Source organism: Bacillus sp. Hm123 (assembly GCF_051842975.2).
GTDB lineage: Bacteria > Bacillota > Bacilli > Bacillales > Domibacillaceae > Bacillus_CE.
Map to the genome: position 1 here is coordinate 2,134,790 of NZ_CM200277.1, position 18,078 is coordinate 2,152,867.

The 18,078-nt window shown below is 42.2% G+C and carries 16 protein-coding genes; 3 read left to right on the plus strand and 13 right to left on the minus strand.

Annotated elements, in window-relative coordinates; translation table 11 throughout:
• Window positions 1-29: 29 nt before the first annotated feature.
• From ACSVDJ_RS11055 to mce, 3 genes are all read right to left on the minus strand, one after another.
• Window positions 30-1,151, minus strand: a complete 1,122-nt coding sequence (locus tag ACSVDJ_RS11055; protein WP_439168757.1) for a tripeptidase T — start codon at window positions 1,149-1,151, stop codon at window positions 30-32.
• Window positions 1,152-1,282: 131 nt separating this feature from the next.
• Window positions 1,283-2,842: an acyl-CoA carboxylase subunit beta gene (locus ACSVDJ_RS11060; protein ID WP_439168759.1), complete on the minus strand. Its 1,560-nt coding sequence runs from the start codon at window positions 2,840-2,842 to the stop codon at window positions 1,283-1,285.
• A 7-nt stretch (window positions 2,843-2,849) separates the two neighbouring features.
• A complete protein-coding gene (gene mce, locus ACSVDJ_RS11065; RefSeq protein ID WP_439168761.1) occupies window positions 2,850-3,266 on the minus strand; it encodes a methylmalonyl-CoA epimerase in 417 nt (138 codons plus the stop codon).
• A 173-nt stretch (window positions 3,267-3,439) separates the two neighbouring features.
• On the opposite strand from mce, the gene prli42 reads away from it, so the two are divergent.
• A complete protein-coding gene (prli42, locus tag ACSVDJ_RS11070; protein ID WP_439168763.1) occupies window positions 3,440-3,535 on the plus strand; it encodes a stressosome-associated protein Prli42 in 96 nt (31 codons plus the stop codon).
• 36 nt (window positions 3,536-3,571) lie between these two features.
• Here the strand turns inward: prli42 and ACSVDJ_RS11075 are convergent, their stop codons facing one another.
• The 5 genes from ACSVDJ_RS11075 to ACSVDJ_RS11095 form a co-directional block, all read right to left on the minus strand.
• Window positions 3,572-4,561 carry an aromatic acid exporter family protein gene (locus ACSVDJ_RS11075; RefSeq protein WP_439168765.1) on the minus strand — a complete coding sequence of 330 codons (990 nt, stop codon included), beginning with the start codon at window positions 4,559-4,561 and terminating at the stop codon, window positions 3,572-3,574.
• A gap of 133 nt (window positions 4,562-4,694) precedes the next feature.
• Window positions 4,695-5,132, minus strand: a complete 438-nt coding sequence (locus tag ACSVDJ_RS11080; RefSeq protein WP_439168767.1) for a BrxA/BrxB family bacilliredoxin — start codon at window positions 5,130-5,132, stop codon at window positions 4,695-4,697.
• 119 nt (window positions 5,133-5,251) lie between these two features.
• Entirely contained in the window at window positions 5,252-6,370 is a 1,119-nt protein-coding gene (gene meaB, locus ACSVDJ_RS11085) for a methylmalonyl Co-A mutase-associated GTPase MeaB (protein ID WP_439168769.1), read from the minus strand.
• The gene (scpA, locus tag ACSVDJ_RS11090; protein WP_439168771.1) at window positions 6,370-8,562 is read right to left on the minus strand and encodes a methylmalonyl-CoA mutase; all 2,193 of its coding nucleotides are present in this window, start codon (window positions 8,560-8,562) and stop codon (window positions 6,370-6,372) included. Before scpA ends, meaB begins: the two co-directional genes overlap by 1 nt.
• Window positions 8,555-10,492 carry a methylmalonyl-CoA mutase family protein gene (locus ACSVDJ_RS11095; RefSeq protein WP_439168772.1) on the minus strand — a complete coding sequence of 646 codons (1,938 nt, stop codon included), beginning with the start codon at window positions 10,490-10,492 and terminating at the stop codon, window positions 8,555-8,557. Before ACSVDJ_RS11095 ends, scpA begins: the two co-directional genes overlap by 8 nt.
• 244 nt (window positions 10,493-10,736) lie before the next feature.
• Between ACSVDJ_RS11095 and ACSVDJ_RS11100 the strand changes: the two genes are divergently transcribed.
• Window positions 10,737-11,597, plus strand: coding sequence for a DUF1002 domain-containing protein (locus ACSVDJ_RS11100; RefSeq protein ID WP_439168773.1), 861 nt, complete (start codon window positions 10,737-10,739; stop codon window positions 11,595-11,597).
• A 120-nt stretch (window positions 11,598-11,717) separates the two neighbouring features.
• Complete coding sequence (locus ACSVDJ_RS11105) at window positions 11,718-12,617, plus strand: helix-turn-helix transcriptional regulator (RefSeq protein WP_439168774.1); 900 nt, start codon at window positions 11,718-11,720, stop codon at window positions 12,615-12,617.
• Window positions 12,618-12,853: 236 nt separating this feature from the next.
• Here the strand turns inward: ACSVDJ_RS11105 and ACSVDJ_RS11110 are convergent, their stop codons facing one another.
• Genes ACSVDJ_RS11110 through ACSVDJ_RS11130 form a run of 5 tightly spaced genes read right to left on the minus strand, consistent with a single transcriptional unit; the run spans window position 12,854 to window position 18,053 of the window.
• Window positions 12,854-14,134 carry a dihydrolipoamide acetyltransferase family protein gene (locus ACSVDJ_RS11110; RefSeq protein ID WP_439168775.1) on the minus strand — a complete coding sequence of 427 codons (1,281 nt, stop codon included), beginning with the start codon at window positions 14,132-14,134 and terminating at the stop codon, window positions 12,854-12,856.
• 23 nt (window positions 14,135-14,157) lie between these two features.
• A complete protein-coding gene (locus ACSVDJ_RS11115; RefSeq protein WP_439168776.1) occupies window positions 14,158-15,141 on the minus strand; it encodes an alpha-ketoacid dehydrogenase subunit beta in 984 nt (327 codons plus the stop codon).
• A 17-nt stretch (window positions 15,142-15,158) separates the two neighbouring features.
• Window positions 15,159-16,154 carry a thiamine pyrophosphate-dependent dehydrogenase E1 component subunit alpha gene (locus ACSVDJ_RS11120; RefSeq protein WP_439168777.1) on the minus strand — a complete coding sequence of 332 codons (996 nt, stop codon included), beginning with the start codon at window positions 16,152-16,154 and terminating at the stop codon, window positions 15,159-15,161.
• Between the two features lie 26 nt (window positions 16,155-16,180).
• Entirely contained in the window at window positions 16,181-17,605 is a 1,425-nt protein-coding gene (gene lpdA, locus ACSVDJ_RS11125; RefSeq protein ID WP_439168778.1) for a dihydrolipoyl dehydrogenase, read from the minus strand.
• Window positions 17,606-17,624: 19 nt separating this feature from the next.
• Window positions 17,625-18,053: a hypothetical protein gene (locus ACSVDJ_RS11130; RefSeq protein ID WP_439168779.1), complete on the minus strand. Its 429-nt coding sequence runs from the start codon at window positions 18,051-18,053 to the stop codon at window positions 17,625-17,627.
• Window positions 18,054-18,078 lie beyond the last annotated feature (25 nt).

Below are 18,078 nucleotides of genomic sequence, written 5' to 3' on the forward strand. Positions count from 1 at the left end.
AAATTATTTCTATGAGAACAAAATCCCTATTAATTTTCCGAAACAACCGCCACGATCGCCACTGCCATTTCAGCTAACTTCACTAGCTCTTCAATCGGCATTCTTTCGCTCGTTGTATGAATTTCTTCATAGCCAACAGCTAAGTTAACAGTTGGTATCCCGAAGCCCGCGATTACGTTGGCATCACTTCCGCCTCCGCTCGTTAACAATTGACTCGGACGGCCGATACGTGCAGCTGCTTGCTTAGCCACTTCCACTACATGATCACCTTCTCCGTATTTAAAGCCGGGATACATCACTTCCACATCGACTTTCGCACGCCCGTTCATTTCTGCTGCTGCCTTGTCAAACGCATCTTTCATTTTCGCCACTTGTGCTTCCATTTTTTCCGAAACAAGTGAGCGAGCCTCAGCTAAAATATGAACATAATCGCAGACGATGTTCGTGGCACGTCCTCCTTCAAAGCGACCGATATTCGCTGTCGTTTCATCATCGATTCGACCGAGTGGCATATTAGAAATCGCTTTGGCAGCGATGTTGATCGCCGATATACCTTTTTCAGGTGCGACTCCCGCATGAGCCGTCTTCCCATAAATTTCAGCTTTAATTTTGGCCTGTGTCGGCGCTGCTACAATGATATTTCCAACTTGACCATCACTATCTAGCGCATAACCAAATTTAGCTTTCACTAAAGATCGATCTAACGCTTTCGCTCCAACAAGGCCCGACTCTTCCCCTACGGTAATGATAAATTGAATCATGCCATGATCATAATTTTGTTCCTTTAATACTCTTACTAATTCAAGCATCGCTGCTAGACCTACTTTGTCATCTGCTCCAAGAATCGTCGTGCCATCCGTGACGACATAGCCGTCTTCAATGCTAGGCTTCACTCCTACCCCCGGAACGACCGTATCCATATGAGACGTGAAATAAATCGGATCTACCCCGTCCTTCGTTGCTTCAAGTGTACAAATTAAATTACCGGCCCCATGTCCCGTTTGAGCCGTCGTATCATCCTCATATACATGTACTCCGAGCTCCTCAAATTTCTTCGTTAACACTTTTGCAATCGTCGCTTCGTTTTTCGTTTCTGAATCGATTTGAACAAGTTCTAGAAATTCATTTAATAAACGGTCTTGATTAATCATTCGTCAATTACCTCCAAATTAAAATGGTTCTATTTCCAAGTATACTCTTCTACAGTAGTGAAGCCAAATAATTAAAAGGGTCTGACTGCGATGTCAGACCCTTTATAAGACATCCCCTCGCAAAAAAAGAATTATAGAGGGATATTTCCATGTTTTTTATGCGGTCGCGTTTCTTTCTTCGTCCGCATCATTTCTAGTCCTTGAATTAATTTGATTCTCGTTTCGCGTGGATCAATAACGTCATCGACCATCCCGCGTGCAGCCGCTACATATGGATTCGCAAATTTTTCGCGATATTCCTCAATCTTCTTCGCACGCGTCTCTTCTGGATTCTCACTGTTGGCAATCTCTTTAGCAAAAATAATATTCGCAGCCCCTTGAGGTCCCATTACTGCAATCTCAGCATTCGGCCATGAATAAACGAGATCCGCTCCGATCGATTTACTATTTAAAGCGACATATGCCCCACCATATGCTTTACGCAAAATCACCGTAATCTTTGGCACCGTCGCCTCAGAATACGCGTATAAAATTTTTGCCCCGTGACGAATAATTCCACCTAGCTCTTGCTTAACGCCTGGGAAGAAACCAGACACATCCTCAAACGTGATAATTGGAATATTAAAAGAATCACAAAAACGAATGAAGCGAGCCGCTTTATCCGAAGAATCGATATCTAAACCACCCGCCATAAATTTCGGCTGATTACAAACAAGCCCAACTACTTCCCCTTTAATGCGAGCAAAACCAATCACAATATTTTTCGCAAACTCTTTTTGAACTTCCATAAAAGAGTCAGCATCGACGACGTGCTCCAACACTTTTCGCACATCATACGGGCGCAATCCATCAAACGGAACGACATCGGTAATATCCTTGCGATAATCATCCTCTTCGGAACATTCCTTGATGGCTACCTTTTCTTCATTATTTTGTGGAAGATAGCTTAATAAGGTACGGACCATTTCTAGCACTTCTTCTTCTGAGCTTCCACGAAAATGTGCATTTCCACTAATCGTGTTATGTACTTTTGAACCACCGAGATCCTCGGAAGAAATTTTCTCACCTGTGACCGTTTCAATGACTTTTGGACCTGTAATAAACATTTGACTCGTTTGATCGACCATAAATACAAAATCCGTAATCGCTGGAGAATAAACCGCTCCACCTGCGCACGGCCCCATAATTACAGAAATTTGCGGAATAACTCCTGAATAAATCGCGTTTCGATAAAAGATATGACCGTACCCATCAAGTGAGACGACCCCTTCTTGAATGCGCGCTCCACCCGAATCATTTAACCCAACAAACGGCGCTCCATTTTTCGCAGCCAAATCCATCACATTGGCAATTTTCTTCGCATGCATTTCACCAAGCGCTCCACCAAAAACTGTGAAATCTTGGGAAAATAAATAAATCGGATGACCATGTACTTTCCCATAGCCTGTTACAACACCGTCTCCAGGTCCCTTTACTCCATCTAGTCCAAAATCATTACAGCGATGTTCAATAAATGGGTTGATTTCTACAAATGTACCCGGGTCTACTAATAATTCAATGCGCTCTCTCGCGGTTAATTTCCCTTTTTCATGTTGCTTTTCAATCCGAGCGTCTCCACCGCCAAGCTCGACTTCGCGGCGTTTGTCATATAATTCATTAATGCTTGTGAAAATATCTTGGTGAGTTGTCATAGTTTCGTTATTCCCCCTTCGTCTTGCTTTTATCGCAAAGCTCGAATAATACACCATGAGTTGATTTCGGATGCATAAATGCTACCTGTGCTCCCCCAGCTCCCGGCTTAGATGTATCGTGAATCATTTGAATACCACGTTCTTTTATTTCACGAATCCGATCTTCAATCTCAATGACACCGAACGCCACATGATGAATTCCTTGTCCGCGCTTCTCAATAAATTTGGCAATAGGACTATCCTCACTCGTTGGTTCAAGCAATTCCAGCTTTACATTGCCGGCATCGATAAAAGCGACTCTCACTTTCTCCGAGTCCACTTCTTCTATTTTTTGCAGAGGCAATCCGAGTTGCTCTGTATAGAATGGTACGGTTTCATCAAGTGAACGGACCGCAATTCCGATATGATTAATGTTCTGAATCATTCCCTTTCCCCCTGTCCCCAAAAATCTATAACATTTAAAATATTCGATATAATCCGCCAAATTCCTGCCTATTCATCAGGAGAATCTAAAATAAATCAACTTGTCGTTTCTATAAAAAACAGCTATCATTAAAAAGAAAAACATGTAGCATAAAAGGAGTGTCTATTCTTTCTATGAGAAACAAAAACGTACAAAAAGCCGTCATTTATGTCTTGCTCATTACAATGTTAGTCTCTACTTTGTTCATGGGGTTATCCATGTTTATCTAAAAATCTGTCTAATACAAAGCCCGAACCTGAATCGATTCAGGCTCGGGCTTTTCTTGTATAGACCGTCTTTTTCCTTTTTTTCAGCCCTTTAAAAGAGCTTTTAATCAATAAATACTGCTCCATTTCTTGCACGAATTGAAACAGTGCTGCTCTCGTTTCAAATTCTTCACGCGTAGTCGGTAAGTCCATCTGTTCAAACTCGCTCTTCATTTTTTTCAGCTTTTGCAACGAAAACTTCGCTGTATTACCCGGATGAATATTCGTACTTAAATCTTCCATAAAATCAGCAATAATATGAGCTTGTTGCACTTGATGGGAAAGCGAAGTGACAATCCATAAAATATGCTCGATTTTTTCAAACTGCTTTTCTCTCATACTGAAATAAGTATAAAATAACTTCTCTTCTCTTAAAAAATGATTTTCAATGTCTTGATAAGCAAGCCGCTTTCCTTCTTTCAATAAGTTCGCTGTCTCCGTAATTTCCTTCCCATCCCAAATATGATCATTGTCGCGTAAATAGAGGGTAATTTCATAAAAAATCTTATAAAAATTTTCCTCTATCTGCTCCTGTAACTGATACAGTTTCTTTTCTAAGCTTGGCATATACAAATTCATAAATAAAGCTACGCCAATCCCGATTGAAATAATACCGAACTCATTGAGAATGTTTGTTGTAGAAATATGTCCATCCGAAAAGATATGTAAAATAATTACACTACTAGTCACAATTCCTTCTTTCAATCCAAGCGAAACGGTCGTCGGAATAAAGAACAACAACAATAAACCGATCATCAGTGGATGATAAGCAATTCCTTCAAAAAACACCCAACAAAAAAACATGGCAACCGTACAAGCAAGAAAGCGACTCCAAGCCGCTCGAAGGGACTTTTTCTTCGTGTTTTGAATACATAAAATCGTAATAATTCCAGCAGAAACAAAGTTTTCGAGACCAACCCACTGAGCAAGAATAATCGCTAAAGAGGTTCCGATTGCTGTCTTAATGGTTCGATAACCAATTTTAAACATAATGCACTCCTCAAAATTGATAATGAAAAGAAAGAGGTTAACCGCTCATCCCCTTTTTTAAGCATCCACTGTACATAATAGCAGTTACTTTTATATGTGGGATCAGCAAAGTCAACCTCTTTCACAAAAAGAATTATACTTCCTCACAATATTGATCGAATGTCGCTTGTAGCTTTTGAACAACGGACATTGGATCATGGCCTTCAATTTCATGACGCTCGACCATTGCGCAAATTTCTCCATCCTTTAATAAAGCAAATGATGGAGAAGATGGCGGATAGCCTTCAAAATAACTGCGAGCTTTCGCTGTCGCTTCCTTATCTTGACCAGCAAATACCGTCACTAATTGATTGGGACGCTTGTCATAGTGAACGGAATGAGCCGCCGCTGGACGAGCAATTCCTCCTGCACAACCACAAACGGAATTGATCATTACAAGTGTCGTTCCTTCTTTAGTAAATGCCGCTTCTACGTCTTCTACTGTTTGAAGCTGCGTATACCCTGCCGCCGTAATTTCTTCACGTGCTTGACGAACGACATCATTCATTAAAAAGTTAAAATCCATGTTCATTGACTCTTCTCCTTTTTCCTTCATAGTGTACTACTATGATAAGCTAATTGCCGACCGTTTTCAAATACTACAAGTTGATTTCTTATATAAAAAAACAACGGGAGCGAACCCCCGCTGTTTTATTCGTTCGTTTTAGGATACACATGAGCAAATAAAGCCTCCACCGCTTGCGAAGGCGTTACTTCTCCCTTCATCGCCTGAATCTCCATCTCTTTCATATGCTCTTTTACATAAGAATGCTGATAAAAGCTTGCTTTCAGCTGTTCTAGAATTAATGTATGCATCCATTCTTTCGTCTGACTGCTTCGGCGCTCTTGAAACACACCGCTTTCTTTCGTCGCTTTCTCGAACGCTTGAATCATTTCCCAAATCTCAACGATTCCTCGCTGTTCGATCGATGAGCACGTATATGCTTTCGATTGCCAGCCTTTTGTAGCTGGTTGTAGCATATGAAGAATTTGATTAAACTCTCGTTGTGTCTTTTTCGCTAAAGGCTCGTTTTCTCCGTCAGCTTTATTCACGACAATCGCATCGGCCAGCTCCATAATGCCTTTTTTCATGCCTTGAAGCTCATCGCCAGCTCCTGTTAAGGCAAGTAAGAGAAAGAGATCAACCATGCCACGAACGAGAAATTCACTTTGACCGACCCCGACCGTTTCCACTAACACGATGTCAAAGCCAGCCGCTTCACAAAGTAACATCGTCTCACGTGTTTTCCGATGTACCCCCCCAAGCGTTCCACTAGAAGGAGAAGGACGGATAAAGGCATTAGGGTGCTTCGACAATAATTCCATCCTAGTTTTATCACCGAGAATACTGCCCCCGCTAATCGAAGAGCTCGGGTCAATCGCCAGTACGGCTGTTTTAAATCCACGGTCACATAACATTTTTCCGAACGCTTCAATGAAAGTGCTTTTCCCCGCTCCCGGTACACCCGTAATACCGATGCGAATCGACTTTCCTGTTTGCGGCAATAAACGCTGTAACAATTCCTGTCCAAACTGATAATGTTCAAGTGCATTACTTTCAATGAAGGTAATGGCTTTCGCTAAATCTTTTCTTGACCCGGAGCGCACACCAGTAACAAGTTCGTCGATATTCGGCAAGCTCTTCACTTTTTTTTGAAATCTTTTCTTTTTAGAAGACGTGAAACCATCATGTATTGACGCAATCCCTTTCATCACATGAAGAGCGGAATCCCCGCTCTCTTTTAGGTTCGGATCTTGTTTCTCATCCATTATTCACTCACTTCCTCGTAACCGAGGCTCTTATAAATTTCTTCTAGAATCTTTTGGGCCGATACTGGAATCACTGTTCCAGGTCCAAAAATGGCCGCTGCTCCATTCGCACGGAGGAAATCATAATCTTGCGCCGGAATGACTCCACCAATGAACACGATAATGTCTTCACGCTCCAGCTTTTTCAATTCCGCAATTAATGCCGGAAGCAATGTTTTATGACCAGCAGCTAGTGAACTAACCCCGATTGAATGAACATCATTTTCCACTGCTTGTAAAGCTGTCTCTTCTGGTGTTTGGAACAATGGACCGATATCAACGTCAAACCCTAAATCCGCATAAGCAGTCGCGACCACTTTCGCTCCACGGTCATGGCCATCCTGTCCCATTTTTGCGATTAGAATTCGTGGTCTACGCCCTTCCTGCTCATGAAATTCATCTGTCATTCGTTTCACTTCTTCAATTTGCTCTTCATCCGAGAAGTTCGAGCTGTATACACCACTCACCGAGCGGATCACTGCCTTATGTCTACCGCTAATAATTTCAATCGCATCGGAGATTTCACCTAATGTCGCTCTCGCTCTCGCTGCCTCTACAGCTAATGCTAACAAATTGCCTTCTCCCGTTTTCGCCGCTTCTGTAATCGCTTGGAGCGCATCGGCCACTTTTTCTTCATCACGTACTTCCTTCATTTGTTGAATCCGTTCAATTTGCTTTAAACGAACCGCTGTATTATCAATATCTAAAATATCGATCGGGTCCTCTTGCTCCAAGCGATAACGGTTGACTCCAATAATCGTTTCCGTTCCCGAATCGATTTGAGCTTGACGTCTAGCGGACGCTTCTTCAATTCTCATTTTCGGAAGACCTGTCTCAATCGCTTTCGTCATTCCACCGAGCTCTTCGATTTCCTCAATATGCTTCCATGCTCGCTCCATTAATTCGTTCGTCAATGCTTCCACATAATACGAACCGCCCCATGGATCAATCACCTTTGTAATGCCCGTTTCTTCTTGTAAATACAGCTGCGTATTACGAGCAATACGAGCAGAAAAGTCCGTCGGCAACGCGATCGCCTCATCAAGTGCATTTGTATGAAGAGATTGCGTATGCCCCATTGTAGCCGCATGTGCTTCAATTAATGTTCTTGTCACATTGTTGAATGGATCTTGCTCCGTTAAGCTCCAACCAGATGTTTGCGAATGCGTTCTCAGCGCCATTGATTTGCTGTTTTTCGGGCCAAACGGCTTCATGAGCTGAGCCCAAATACGGCGAGCGGCCCGCATTTTTGCCACTTCCATAAAATAGTTCATGCCAATCGCCCAGAAGAAAGATAAACGCGGCGCAAAGGAATCGATATCAATTCCTGCTTGTAATCCTGTGCGAACGTATTCAAGGCCATCCGCTAACGTATAAGCGAGCTCAATATCAGCTGGTGCGCCCGCTTCTTGCATATGATAGCCCGAAATACTGATACTGTTAAACTTCGGCATATGTTTAGATGTGTATTCAAAAATATCGGCAATGATCCGCATCGATGCCTCTGGAGGATAAATATACGTATTACGTACCATATACTCTTTTAAAATATCATTCTGGATCGTTCCTGATAATTTTTCTTGAGAAACGCCTTGCTCTTCTGCTGTGACGATGTAAAAAGCCATAATCGGTAACACCGCTCCATTCATTGTCATGGAAACAGACATTTGGTCAAGTGGAATACCCGAAAATAAAATTTTCATATCCTCAACCGAGTCGATCGCTACACCTGCTTTTCCAACATCTCCAACGACTCGTGGATGATCAGAATCATAGCCGCGGTGGGTCGGCAAATCAAATGCAACCGATAATCCTTTTTGCCCCATAGCTAAGTTACGACGATAAAAGGCATTACTTTCTTCGGCCGTTGAGAAGCCAGCATATTGGCGAACCGTCCACGGTCTGTTCACATACATCGTCGGATAAGGGCCCCTCGTGTACGGAACAACTCCTGGCATATCATCTGTATGCGACAGCTCTTTCGTGTCCTCCTGCGTATAAAGAGGATGTAAAGAGATAAATTCATTCGTTTCAAAAGAAAGCTCTTCAAAAGATTGTTTCACTTCAGTCTCTAATGACTGCTTCCATTCTGCTAATGAACACTCTTTCTCCGCAACAAATGGATCGACCTTTTTAAAATTAGGTTTACTCATGAATAGCTCCCCTTTCCCATAATGCTAACAAAGATGACAGCTTATCTAATAGATTTTGGCCAACAAATACATGGCCATCTAGTCCTGCCGCCAGCCACTCTGCTTGCTCCGCTTCTGGAAGCTTGCCAGCAAGGTCTACTTGACCTACTGCTTGAATTCGCTTCAGCTCAGTCATTAAATTAGGGCCAAACTCTTTGTACGCTTCATCTTTTCCACAAATACAGTAGTAAGGGAATTGAGTATTCTGGACGAACTGCACCACTTCTTCTACTGAATGACACTCATTACTGACTTGAACGGAAATCCCACCAGTAGAAAGTACGCCTGTTACATAATCTGCTCGCAGTTTAAAGTCCTTTAGCTTCCCTAAGCAAATAAGACCCGCTTGAACCGTTTTTCCACTCGCTTGAATGCCGACTGCCCGTTCTCTTAATTGTTCAAAAGGCTCAGCTAACCGTTGAGGTTTCACCGGGATCACCGGTTCTCCACTATCTCTTACATGAAGCTCAGCCAACGTCCGCTCTTCACTTACTTGATTAAGCAATTCTTTATAGGAAGAAACTGCTCTATCGGCTAATAACACTTCCATTCCCTCATACTCACTAAAGAATGTTTCATTCAAATCGGCGTAAATATTTGTGCCGATCATTGATTTTTTACGAACGGCTAAATCGGCAATCCGTTGCTCTAGCACTTGAGCTAGCTCTTGTTGTAACGTTCCTGCTTTCAACACGGGTAACAAGCCGCCGCTTTCTTCTATTTGTAAAAACTTCTCCCACGCAGCTTGAGCAAGTTCATTCGTTAAAGACTCAATGAAATAAGAACCACCTGCTGGGTCTACTACTTTCGTCAGATGAGACTCACTTTGTAAAATTAATGGAATATTTTTTGCGACACGTTCCGCTACAGTAGATGTCTTACCATTAAATTGATCAAAAGGTGTCACTTGTAAATATTCGACTCCCCCAAGCATAGCAGCAAATGCTTCGCTACCTGTCCGCAAAATGTTGACATGACGGTCTAGCTTAGAAAGAGTGAATTCAGATGTTTCCGCACCAATCGTGACTTTCACCGCTTCTCCTTCTATTTCATAAGATTCACATAATGCCGTCCATAATTTACGAAAAGCGCGTAGTTTAGCCACTTCCATGAAAAATTGTGAACCTACGGCGAAGTGAAAGTTAAATAATTGAACGGCCTCTAATGGCGTCCATCCTTTCCCTTTAAGATATTCTATATAGAAAACAGCCTCAGACAAGGCAATAGCAATTTCTTGAATGGCATTTGCCCCTGCTAAATGATAAGGGACGGTATTGACCACAATTGTTTTCACTTTCGGATAACGCTGCTTCATTTCTGTTAACGCCTCAACATGAAGAGCGAGCGCTTGCTCATCCGGAACTAACCCCATTGTCACGAAATGAGAGAGCAAATCCGTTCCTACTACACCTTGTAATTCAGCGACATCCGCTTTTACAAGAAAGGCTGAGAACGCTAAAAAATGATCTTTTGTGTTTATGTATAACGGATGTGAAGCTGCTAACCATGCGGAACATTCACGAAAAGTCATTCTCGCCTGTTCCTCGATAGAAAAAGAGAAAGCACCCTGCCCGGCTTCGATCGCCACTGATAGCTTCGTTTGAAGATCAGTGGCTGAATGGGCTTTTAAGCGATGAGCCGTTTTTAATGGCTGTTCTACATAGCCACCTTTATAAAATCCACGAGTATACGCAGGGACCCCCGGAAACTGTTCTTCTTCTACATGTTCTAGATCCGCTTTTAAATAAAGAGGTTTTAATATCAATTGTTCATACGTTTCGGTATGTAATTTATTTAACGACTTCCCTTTTAATGAAGCTTCCGCCGTCTTTTTCCATTCCTCTAAAGACACATGAGCAAAACTTTGGGCTTTCATCTCTTCCATCTTCATCCCCTTTTCCCCCTTCGTTTTGTAATCGATTACAATTCAAGGTACAAAAATTCTAAATATTATACCTATTTTTATTTTATATGAAGCTTTCCTATCAAGCAATGAGGGAAACAGAAAAACAAAAATCTTCACTTCCTTTTTTTAGGTATGAACAGCAAGCATTTCGTGAAAAAAGTTTAAGAACATGCTATTCTATTAGTACCCTCTTACATAAAAGAGGAAATCCAAGTTAGGGGAGAACATAATGAAACGAATTATCGCATGGTTAGGAGTATTATTCCTAAGCTTTGGGACGATCGCTCAAGCAGATAGCGTCGTCGGAGATGTGATTGTTACTCTCGGCGAGAACTTAACACCCGCCCAAAAAGAACAAGTGCTTGAACAAATGGACGTTCCTAAAGACGTCACGACCGTAACGGTATCAAATGAAGAAGAACATAAATATTTAGGAAACTATATCCCGAAAGCGCAAATCGGATCAAGAGCGATTTCATCAAGTAAAATTACGATGAAAGAAAAAGGGTATGGCATTAACGTCCAAACGAATAACATTTCATGGGTTTCAAAAGAAATGTACACAAATGCCTTATCTACTGCGGGAGTTAAAGATGCAGATGTCCTTGTCACTGCTCCGTTTGAAGTGTCCGGAACGGCTGGTTTGACTGGACTCATTAAAGCCTATGAAACATCAACAGGCGAGAAGATTCCAGAAGACCAAAAGCAAGTAGCCAATGAAGAAATGGTCACAACAGCTAAGCTTGGCGATCAAATCGGACAACAGGAAGCAACAGATTTAATGCAAGGAATTAAGGAAGAAATTGCAAAACAAAATCCACAAACGATTCAAGACATTCAAATTATCATTAACAACGTATCAAATGAGCTAAACATTCAACTGACGCAAGAACAAATAGATCAGCTAGCTGCTCTATTTGACCGGATGAAAGACTTGAACATTAACTGGGATCAAGTAACAAATCAGCTAGACAAAGCGAAGGATCGCTGGAATGATTTCAAAAACTCTGAAGAAGGGCAAGGCTTCTTTCAATCCATTATCGACTTCTTCCAATCCATCATCGACTGGATTGCCGGTCTCTTTAAATAATTAACTCAAAAACTGCTGGGAGCTCCCCGGCAGTTTTTTGTGATGGGCGTAAAAACAGCAAAAAAAATCAAGAATCTCGACTTGCTCTTTAGTATTCTGTAATTGAAGGGAGGGCCTAGCATGAATTACCAACCCGTTTTACAAAAAACGATCGATTATATCGAAAATCATCTACATGACACATTGACTTCAGAAAAAGTAGCCGCACAGGCTGGTTTTTCCCCGTTCCACTTTCACCGGATTTTTCAGAAAGAAACAGGAATGACAGCCACCGATTATATTCGCCGCAGACGTCTAACGAACGCGGCATTGATGCTACTGTATACAGATGAAACGATTATTCAGATTGCTTATCATTTTCATTTCAACACACAGGAATCGTTTACGAGAGCGTTTAAAAAAGTATATCAAATGCCACCAGGACAGTATCGAAAAATCATAAGTACGATTATACACTCAAATGGAGGGAATCAAATGGACAATCAACAAAATGTTAAAGGCTGGTTTTTAAGCGGCAGTCATCCTCACAATTATCAAATGGGAAGAGATCAAAAAGTGATTCATCAAGGACGCTACTCTGGTTATTTGAAATCTGTATCCGTTCAAGAAGAAGGGGAATTCGCGACAATGATGCAGCAATTTAAAGCGGGAAAATTTATTGGAAAACGAATAAAACTATCTGCTTTTATTAAGACGGAAAAGGTACAGCCGTTTTGCGGTATGTGGATGCGAGTTGATAATACAGCTGGTGATGTTTTGCAATTTGATAATATGTACAATCGACCGATTCAAAATGATACCAACTGGAACCTCTATTCGATCGTGTTAGACATCCCTAATAATAGCTCAATCATTTCTTTCGGTGTATTGCTATCTGGAACTGGTCATGTGTGGATGGATGGGTTTAAGTTTGAAGAGGTCGATCAAAGCGTGCCAATCACTCATGTAGAGGTTTCACAAGAATTTTTGGATGAACCGATCAACTTATCGTTTGAAGAGGATGTGCTCACTGGTGAATAAATTCTCCTTATATGTTCGAGCTGTGATCGTTAGCACTATCACCGCTCTGCTTATTTTAGGAATTAACATGGGACTTCAATATGGTGCACATCTTTTATTTGAAACGGGTAGAAGATCTTTATTTTCAAAAGGCTCTCTCTTCATTTTTATTATGATATTTTTGGGTAGCTTCACTTACACGGTTACTGGAGGAAAAAATAGAAAGAGACTGACTTAAAGGGTCAGTCTCTTTCTGATTAATAAACCGATGTTTGCTCGGATATATTTTCAAGAATCTCTTTCACGCGTTTTAAGAAGCGGCCGCAAACGAGCCCATCAAGCACACGATGATCCAGTGATAAACACAGATTAACCATATCACGAACAGCAATCATTCCATTGTCCATCACGACTGGACGTTTCACAATCGATTCTACTTGCAAGATCGCTGCTTGCGGGTAATTAATAATTCCCATCGATTGTACAGAACCAAATGATCCCGTATTATTGATCGTAAATGTGCCACCTTGCATCTCGTCTGCTTTTAATGTGCCTGTACGAACTTTGCCTGCTAATTCGTAAATTTCACGGCCGATGCCTTTGATTGTTTTTTCGTCGGCTTGTTTAATAACCGGAACAAATAATGCATCATCCGTTGCCACAGCAATCGATAAATTAATATCTTTCTTTTGAATGATTTGGTCACCTGCCCACATGGAATTAATTTGTGGGAATTCTTTCAGTGCTTGAGCGACCGCTTTGACGAAGAAAGCGAAGTACGTTAAGTTAAAGCCTTCTTTTTGTTTAAACTCTTTCTTAATGGAATCGCGATAGGCAACGAGATTCGTTACATCGACTTCCATCATCGTCCACGCATGAGGCACTTCCTGCTTGCTGCGTACCATATTAGCAGCAATCGCTTTGCGAACACCATTCACAGGAATGCTCACATCACCCGGAAGAGGAGTCACGCTTGGCTTCGCCGTCTTCGGAGCCGCTTTCTCTTCATATACAGGGGCTTGAATTGGCGCTTGTTGTTCACGAGTTTCATTTGCAGATGATTCATTTGCCTGTGGAATGACGCCCGATTCGACGATTGTCAAAATATCTTTACGAGTAATTCGACCGCCTTTTCCAGAGCCTTTCACTTGTGCTAAATCGATGCCATGCTCTTGCGATAATTTCAATACAGCAGGTGAATAACGAGCTTTATTTTCGCTTCCTGCCGTTGTTTGCTCAACGGATGACTCTGCTTGTTCTTGCTGCGGTGCTTCTGCTTCCGCAGTTCCGCCTGCTCCTTGCACGTCCATTAAACAAATCACTTCGCCCACTTCTAACGTATCTCCTTCAGCCGCCGTTAATTCTTTAATGACACCGGTAAAAGAAGATGGCACCTCCGCATTGACTTTGTCCGTCATTACTTCCGCAATCGGATCGTATTTATTCACTTGATCCCCTACGCTCACCAGCCATTTACTAATCGTTCCTTCAGTCACACTTTCTCCAAGTTGAGGCATCGTTACCTTTTCTACACCCATTCAAACTCCTCCTTCCTTTATGATTAAAACTCCGCTAATTCTCTCATCGCTTTTTCGACTTTATCTGGGTTCACCATGAAATACTTTTCCATCGTTGGTGCATACGGCATCGCTGGAACATCAGGACCCGCTAATCGTTTAATTGGGGCATCAAGATCAAACAAGCAATTTTCTGCAATAATCGCTGATACTTCACTCATGATGCTACCTTCTTTATTGTCTTCCGTTAATAGCAGTACTTTCCCCGTTTTGCTAGCCGCTTCAACGATCGCTTCTTTATCTAATGGATAAACGGTACGTAAATCAACAATTTCCGCTTCAATTCCGTCTTTAGATAGCTTCTCTGCTGCTTGCATCGCAAAATGAACACATAACCCGTACGTAATGACGGTTAAGTCGTCTCCTTTACGTTTAATATCTGCTTTACCAATCGGCAACACGTAATCGTCTGTCGGTACTTCCCCTTTAATTAAGCGATATGCTCGTTTATGCTCAAAAAACAATACAGGATCTTCATCACGAATCGCTGCTTTTAATAATCCTTTCACATCATACGGAGTGGAAGGCATGACGATTTTCAATCCCGGCTGATTAGCAAACACCGCTTCAACGGATTGTGAATGATACAACGCTCCGTGAACACCTCCACCGTAAGGTGCACGAATAACCATTGGACAGCTCCAATCATTGTTAGAACGATAGCGAATGCGCGCTGCTTCTGAAATAATTTGGTTTACAGCGGGCATAATAAAGTCAGCAAATTGCATTTCCGCAATTGGTCGCATCCCATACATCGCCGCACCAATGCCAACTCCAGCAATAGCTGATTCCGCAAGCGGCGTATCAATCACTCGCTCCTCGCCAAATTGATCATACAGCCCTTGCGTCGCTTTAAATACGCCACCTTTTTTCCCAACGTCTTCTCCTAACACAAATACTTTCGGATCGCGTTCCATTTCTTCGCGAATCGCCATCGTTACCGCATCAATATAAGAAATTACTGGCATGATTGTCTCCCCCCTTATTACTTTTGTGCATAGACAAATGTCAATGCATCTTCTGGATTTGGATAAGGTGCATTTTCCGCATAATCTGTCGCTTCGTTTACTTGAATCATAATGCGATCATTGATTTCTTTTTCGAGTGCATCCGTCATGGCACCCGTTTCTTTCAAATACGTACCGAATGTAATGATCGGATCATTTGTTTTCGCTTTTTGTACCTCGTCTGGCGAACGATAGCTGCGATCATCGTCATCCGAAGAGTGAGGAGTTAGACGGTAAGAAATTGTTTCAATTAACGTTGGGCCTTCGCCACGACGGCCGCGTTCAGCTGCTTCTTTCACATATTTGTACACTTCAATCGGATCATTTCCATCGATCGTGAAGCCTGGCATACCGTACCCAATAGCACGATCCGATACATTTTCACAAGCTAATTGCTTTTCTACTGGAACAGAAATCGCGTATTTATTATTTTCACACATAAAAATGACTGGAAGTTTATGAACGCCCGCAAAGTTCGCTCCTTCATGGAAATCCCCTTGGTTCGATGAGCCTTCCCCAAACGTCACAAACGTGACTAAGTCTTGCTTCTCCATTTTTCCTGCTAGAGCGATTCCCACCGCATGTGGCACTTGTGTCGTGACTGGAGAAGAACCTGTGACAATATGATTTTCCTTTTGTCCGAAATGTCCAGGCATTTGGCGACCGCCAGAGTTCGGGTCTTCTGCTTTGGCAAAGCCAGATAACATAATTTCCTTCGCGGTCATTCCGAACGTCAACACAACACCTAAGTCACGATAATAAGGAAGAACATAATCCTTCTCTTGGTCTAAAGCGAATGCTGCTCCTACTTGCGCTGCCTCTTGACCTTGGCAGGAAATTACAAACGGAATTTTTCCTGAGCGGTTTAATAACCACATCCGCTCGTCTAAACGGCGGGCAAGCAACATCATTTCGTACATTTCTAATACTTTTTCATCACTTAATCCTAATGCTGCGTGACGATTTTCAGCCATATTTATTCCTCCTTGATTCACCTATTTTAAGAATGAATTGCTTTACCATCGACAGCTAAAGCAGCTTCGCCAATTGCCTCACTCAATGTTGGGTGTGGATGAATCGTATGAGCCACTTCCCATGAAGCGGCATCTAGCACACGAGCCAATCCTGCTTCTGAAATCATGTCAGTCACATGAGGACCAATCATATGAACACCTAGCAAATCATCTGTTTTTTTGTCAGCTACGATTTTGACAAAACCATCGCTTTCTCCATAAACGAGCGCCTTTCCAATTGCTCGGAAAGAAAATTTACCCGTTTTCACGTCATAGCCTTTCTCTTTCGCTTCTTGCTCTGTTAAACCGACGCTCGCTGCTTCAGGACTAGAGTAAATGCATTTAGAAACCGTTGTATAATCGATTGGGTCCGCTGCTTCACCTGCTATATGTTCCACAGCTGTCAATCCTTCATGCGATGCAACATGTGCAAGTTGAAGGCCACCAATGACATCGCCGATCGCATAAATATGGGATTCTTTCGTTTGATAAAATTCATTCGTAGCAATAAACCCTTTTTCTACCACAATATCCGTATTTTCAAGACCGATGCCTTCCACGTTCGCTTGTCGTCCAACTGATACGAGTAATTTCTCTGCGGTAAACGAACGCTTTTCATCATTCACTTCAGCTTGAATCGTCACTTGTCCCTCTTGTTTTTCTACTGTTTCCGCTAATACTTTCGCGTTCGTGACAACCTCAATGCCACGCTTTTTCAATAAACGCTCCATTTCTTTAGAAATGTCAGCATCCTCTGTCGGAATGATTCGGTTCGCATATTCTAAAACCGTCACTTTTGCTCCGAAATCAGCTAACATCGATGCCCATTCAATCCCGATGACGCCTCCACCGACGATCACAATCGATTGAGGCACTTCTTTTAACTCAAGCGCTTCGTCAGAGGAAAGAATGTACTCACCATCAAAGTCTAGACCTGGTAACGTTCTTGGACGCGATCCTGTTGCAACAATGACATTTTTAGGAATAAGCATTTCGTTTTCGCTTCCGTTATTCATTTCGACAGAGATCGTTCCTGGAAGTGGTGAGAAAATCGATGGACCTAACATCCGACCGATGCCTTCAAACACATCGATCTTCCCTTTTTTCATCAATCCAACGACGCCGTTGTGAAGACCGTTTACGATGTTTTGCTTTCGCTCTTGCACCTTTTGGAAATTCAATGAAACGGCTCCTGTCACTACCCCGAATTCCTCACTTTTTTCAGCGGTTTTCAAAACTTCCGCGCTTCGAAGTAACGCTTTACTTGGAATACAGCCTTTATGTAAGCAGGTGCCGCCTAGCTTACTCTTTTCAACGATCGCCGTCTTTAATCCGAGCTGTGATGCTCGAATAGCCGCTACATATCCACCTGTTCCTCCACCGAGAATGACTAGATCATATTCTTCAGCCATTGATTCTCCTCCTCTATTCTTACTTTTTCGTTGATGACCTTTGCAATAATGCTTGTTGGGCCAGCGAAAGCAGCAACGGATCACCATCATAAGCTACCTGCTTGCTGCTTTCTTTTCCCCATATGTTTGTATGCACGAAGAAAACAGGAATACGTAACCGTTCAGCAATAACATCAGCGATTTTTATGCCCACCAATAGGTTAGGTTTGGGCATCTCATTTGCAGCACTTGGGACACAAATCGCTTGCAGCTTTGACATATTCATGCCTTCCTCATCAAGAGAAGCTAATAGTTTTTCTGAATAAGTATTAATCATTCGAACAGATGGCGGCTCTTTTTCCAAAGGCAGAGTTCGTTCAAATACAGCTATTTCATTGTCAAATATCCCTGCATTGACCGAATGACTGTCCGCATACATCACAAGCATTCGGTATGGTTTCATCTGCATAGCCGCACCTCCATTCATCTCGTTA

Bases quoted from the DNA above. Each gene is read 5' to 3' on its own strand.
- scpA (WP_439168771.1), bottom strand. From the start codon at position 8,562: ATGAGTAAACCTAATTTTAAAAAGGTCGATCCATTTGTTGCGGAGAAA.
- ACSVDJ_RS11095 (WP_439168772.1), bottom strand. From the start codon at position 10,492: ATGAAGATGGAAGAGATGAAAGCCCAAAGTTTTGCTCATGTGTCTTTA.
- ACSVDJ_RS11120 (WP_439168777.1), bottom strand. From the start codon at position 16,154: ATGGCTGAAAATCGTCACGCAGCATTAGGATTAAGTGATGAAAAAGTA.
- mce (WP_439168761.1), bottom strand. From the start codon at position 3,266: ATGATTCAGAACATTAATCATATCGGAATTGCGGTCCGTTCACTTGAT.
- prli42 (WP_439168763.1), top strand. From the start codon at position 3,440: ATGAGAAACAAAAACGTACAAAAAGCCGTCATTTATGTCTTGCTCATT.
- ACSVDJ_RS11130 (WP_439168779.1), bottom strand. From the start codon at position 18,053: ATGCAGATGAAACCATACCGAATGCTTGTGATGTATGCGGACAGTCAT.
- meaB (WP_439168769.1), bottom strand. From the start codon at position 6,370: ATGGATGAGAAACAAGATCCGAACCTAAAAGAGAGCGGGGATTCCGCT.
- lpdA (WP_439168778.1), bottom strand. From the start codon at position 17,605: ATGGCTGAAGAATATGATCTAGTCATTCTCGGTGGAGGAACAGGTGGA.
- ACSVDJ_RS11110 (WP_439168775.1), bottom strand. From the start codon at position 14,134: ATGGGTGTAGAAAAGGTAACGATGCCTCAACTTGGAGAAAGTGTGACT.
- ACSVDJ_RS11060 (WP_439168759.1), bottom strand. From the start codon at position 2,842: ATGACAACTCACCAAGATATTTTCACAAGCATTAATGAATTATATGAC.
- ACSVDJ_RS11055 (WP_439168757.1), bottom strand. From the start codon at position 1,151: ATGATTAATCAAGACCGTTTATTAAATGAATTTCTAGAACTTGTTCAA.
- ACSVDJ_RS11100 (WP_439168773.1), top strand. From the start codon at position 10,737: ATGAAACGAATTATCGCATGGTTAGGAGTATTATTCCTAAGCTTTGGG.
- ACSVDJ_RS11115 (WP_439168776.1), bottom strand. From the start codon at position 15,141: ATGCCAGTAATTTCTTATATTGATGCGGTAACGATGGCGATTCGCGAA.
- ACSVDJ_RS11105 (WP_439168774.1), top strand. From the start codon at position 11,718: ATGAATTACCAACCCGTTTTACAAAAAACGATCGATTATATCGAAAAT.
- ACSVDJ_RS11075 (WP_439168765.1), bottom strand. From the start codon at position 4,561: ATGTTTAAAATTGGTTATCGAACCATTAAGACAGCAATCGGAACCTCT.
- ACSVDJ_RS11080 (WP_439168767.1), bottom strand. From the start codon at position 5,132: ATGAACATGGATTTTAACTTTTTAATGAATGATGTCGTTCGTCAAGCA.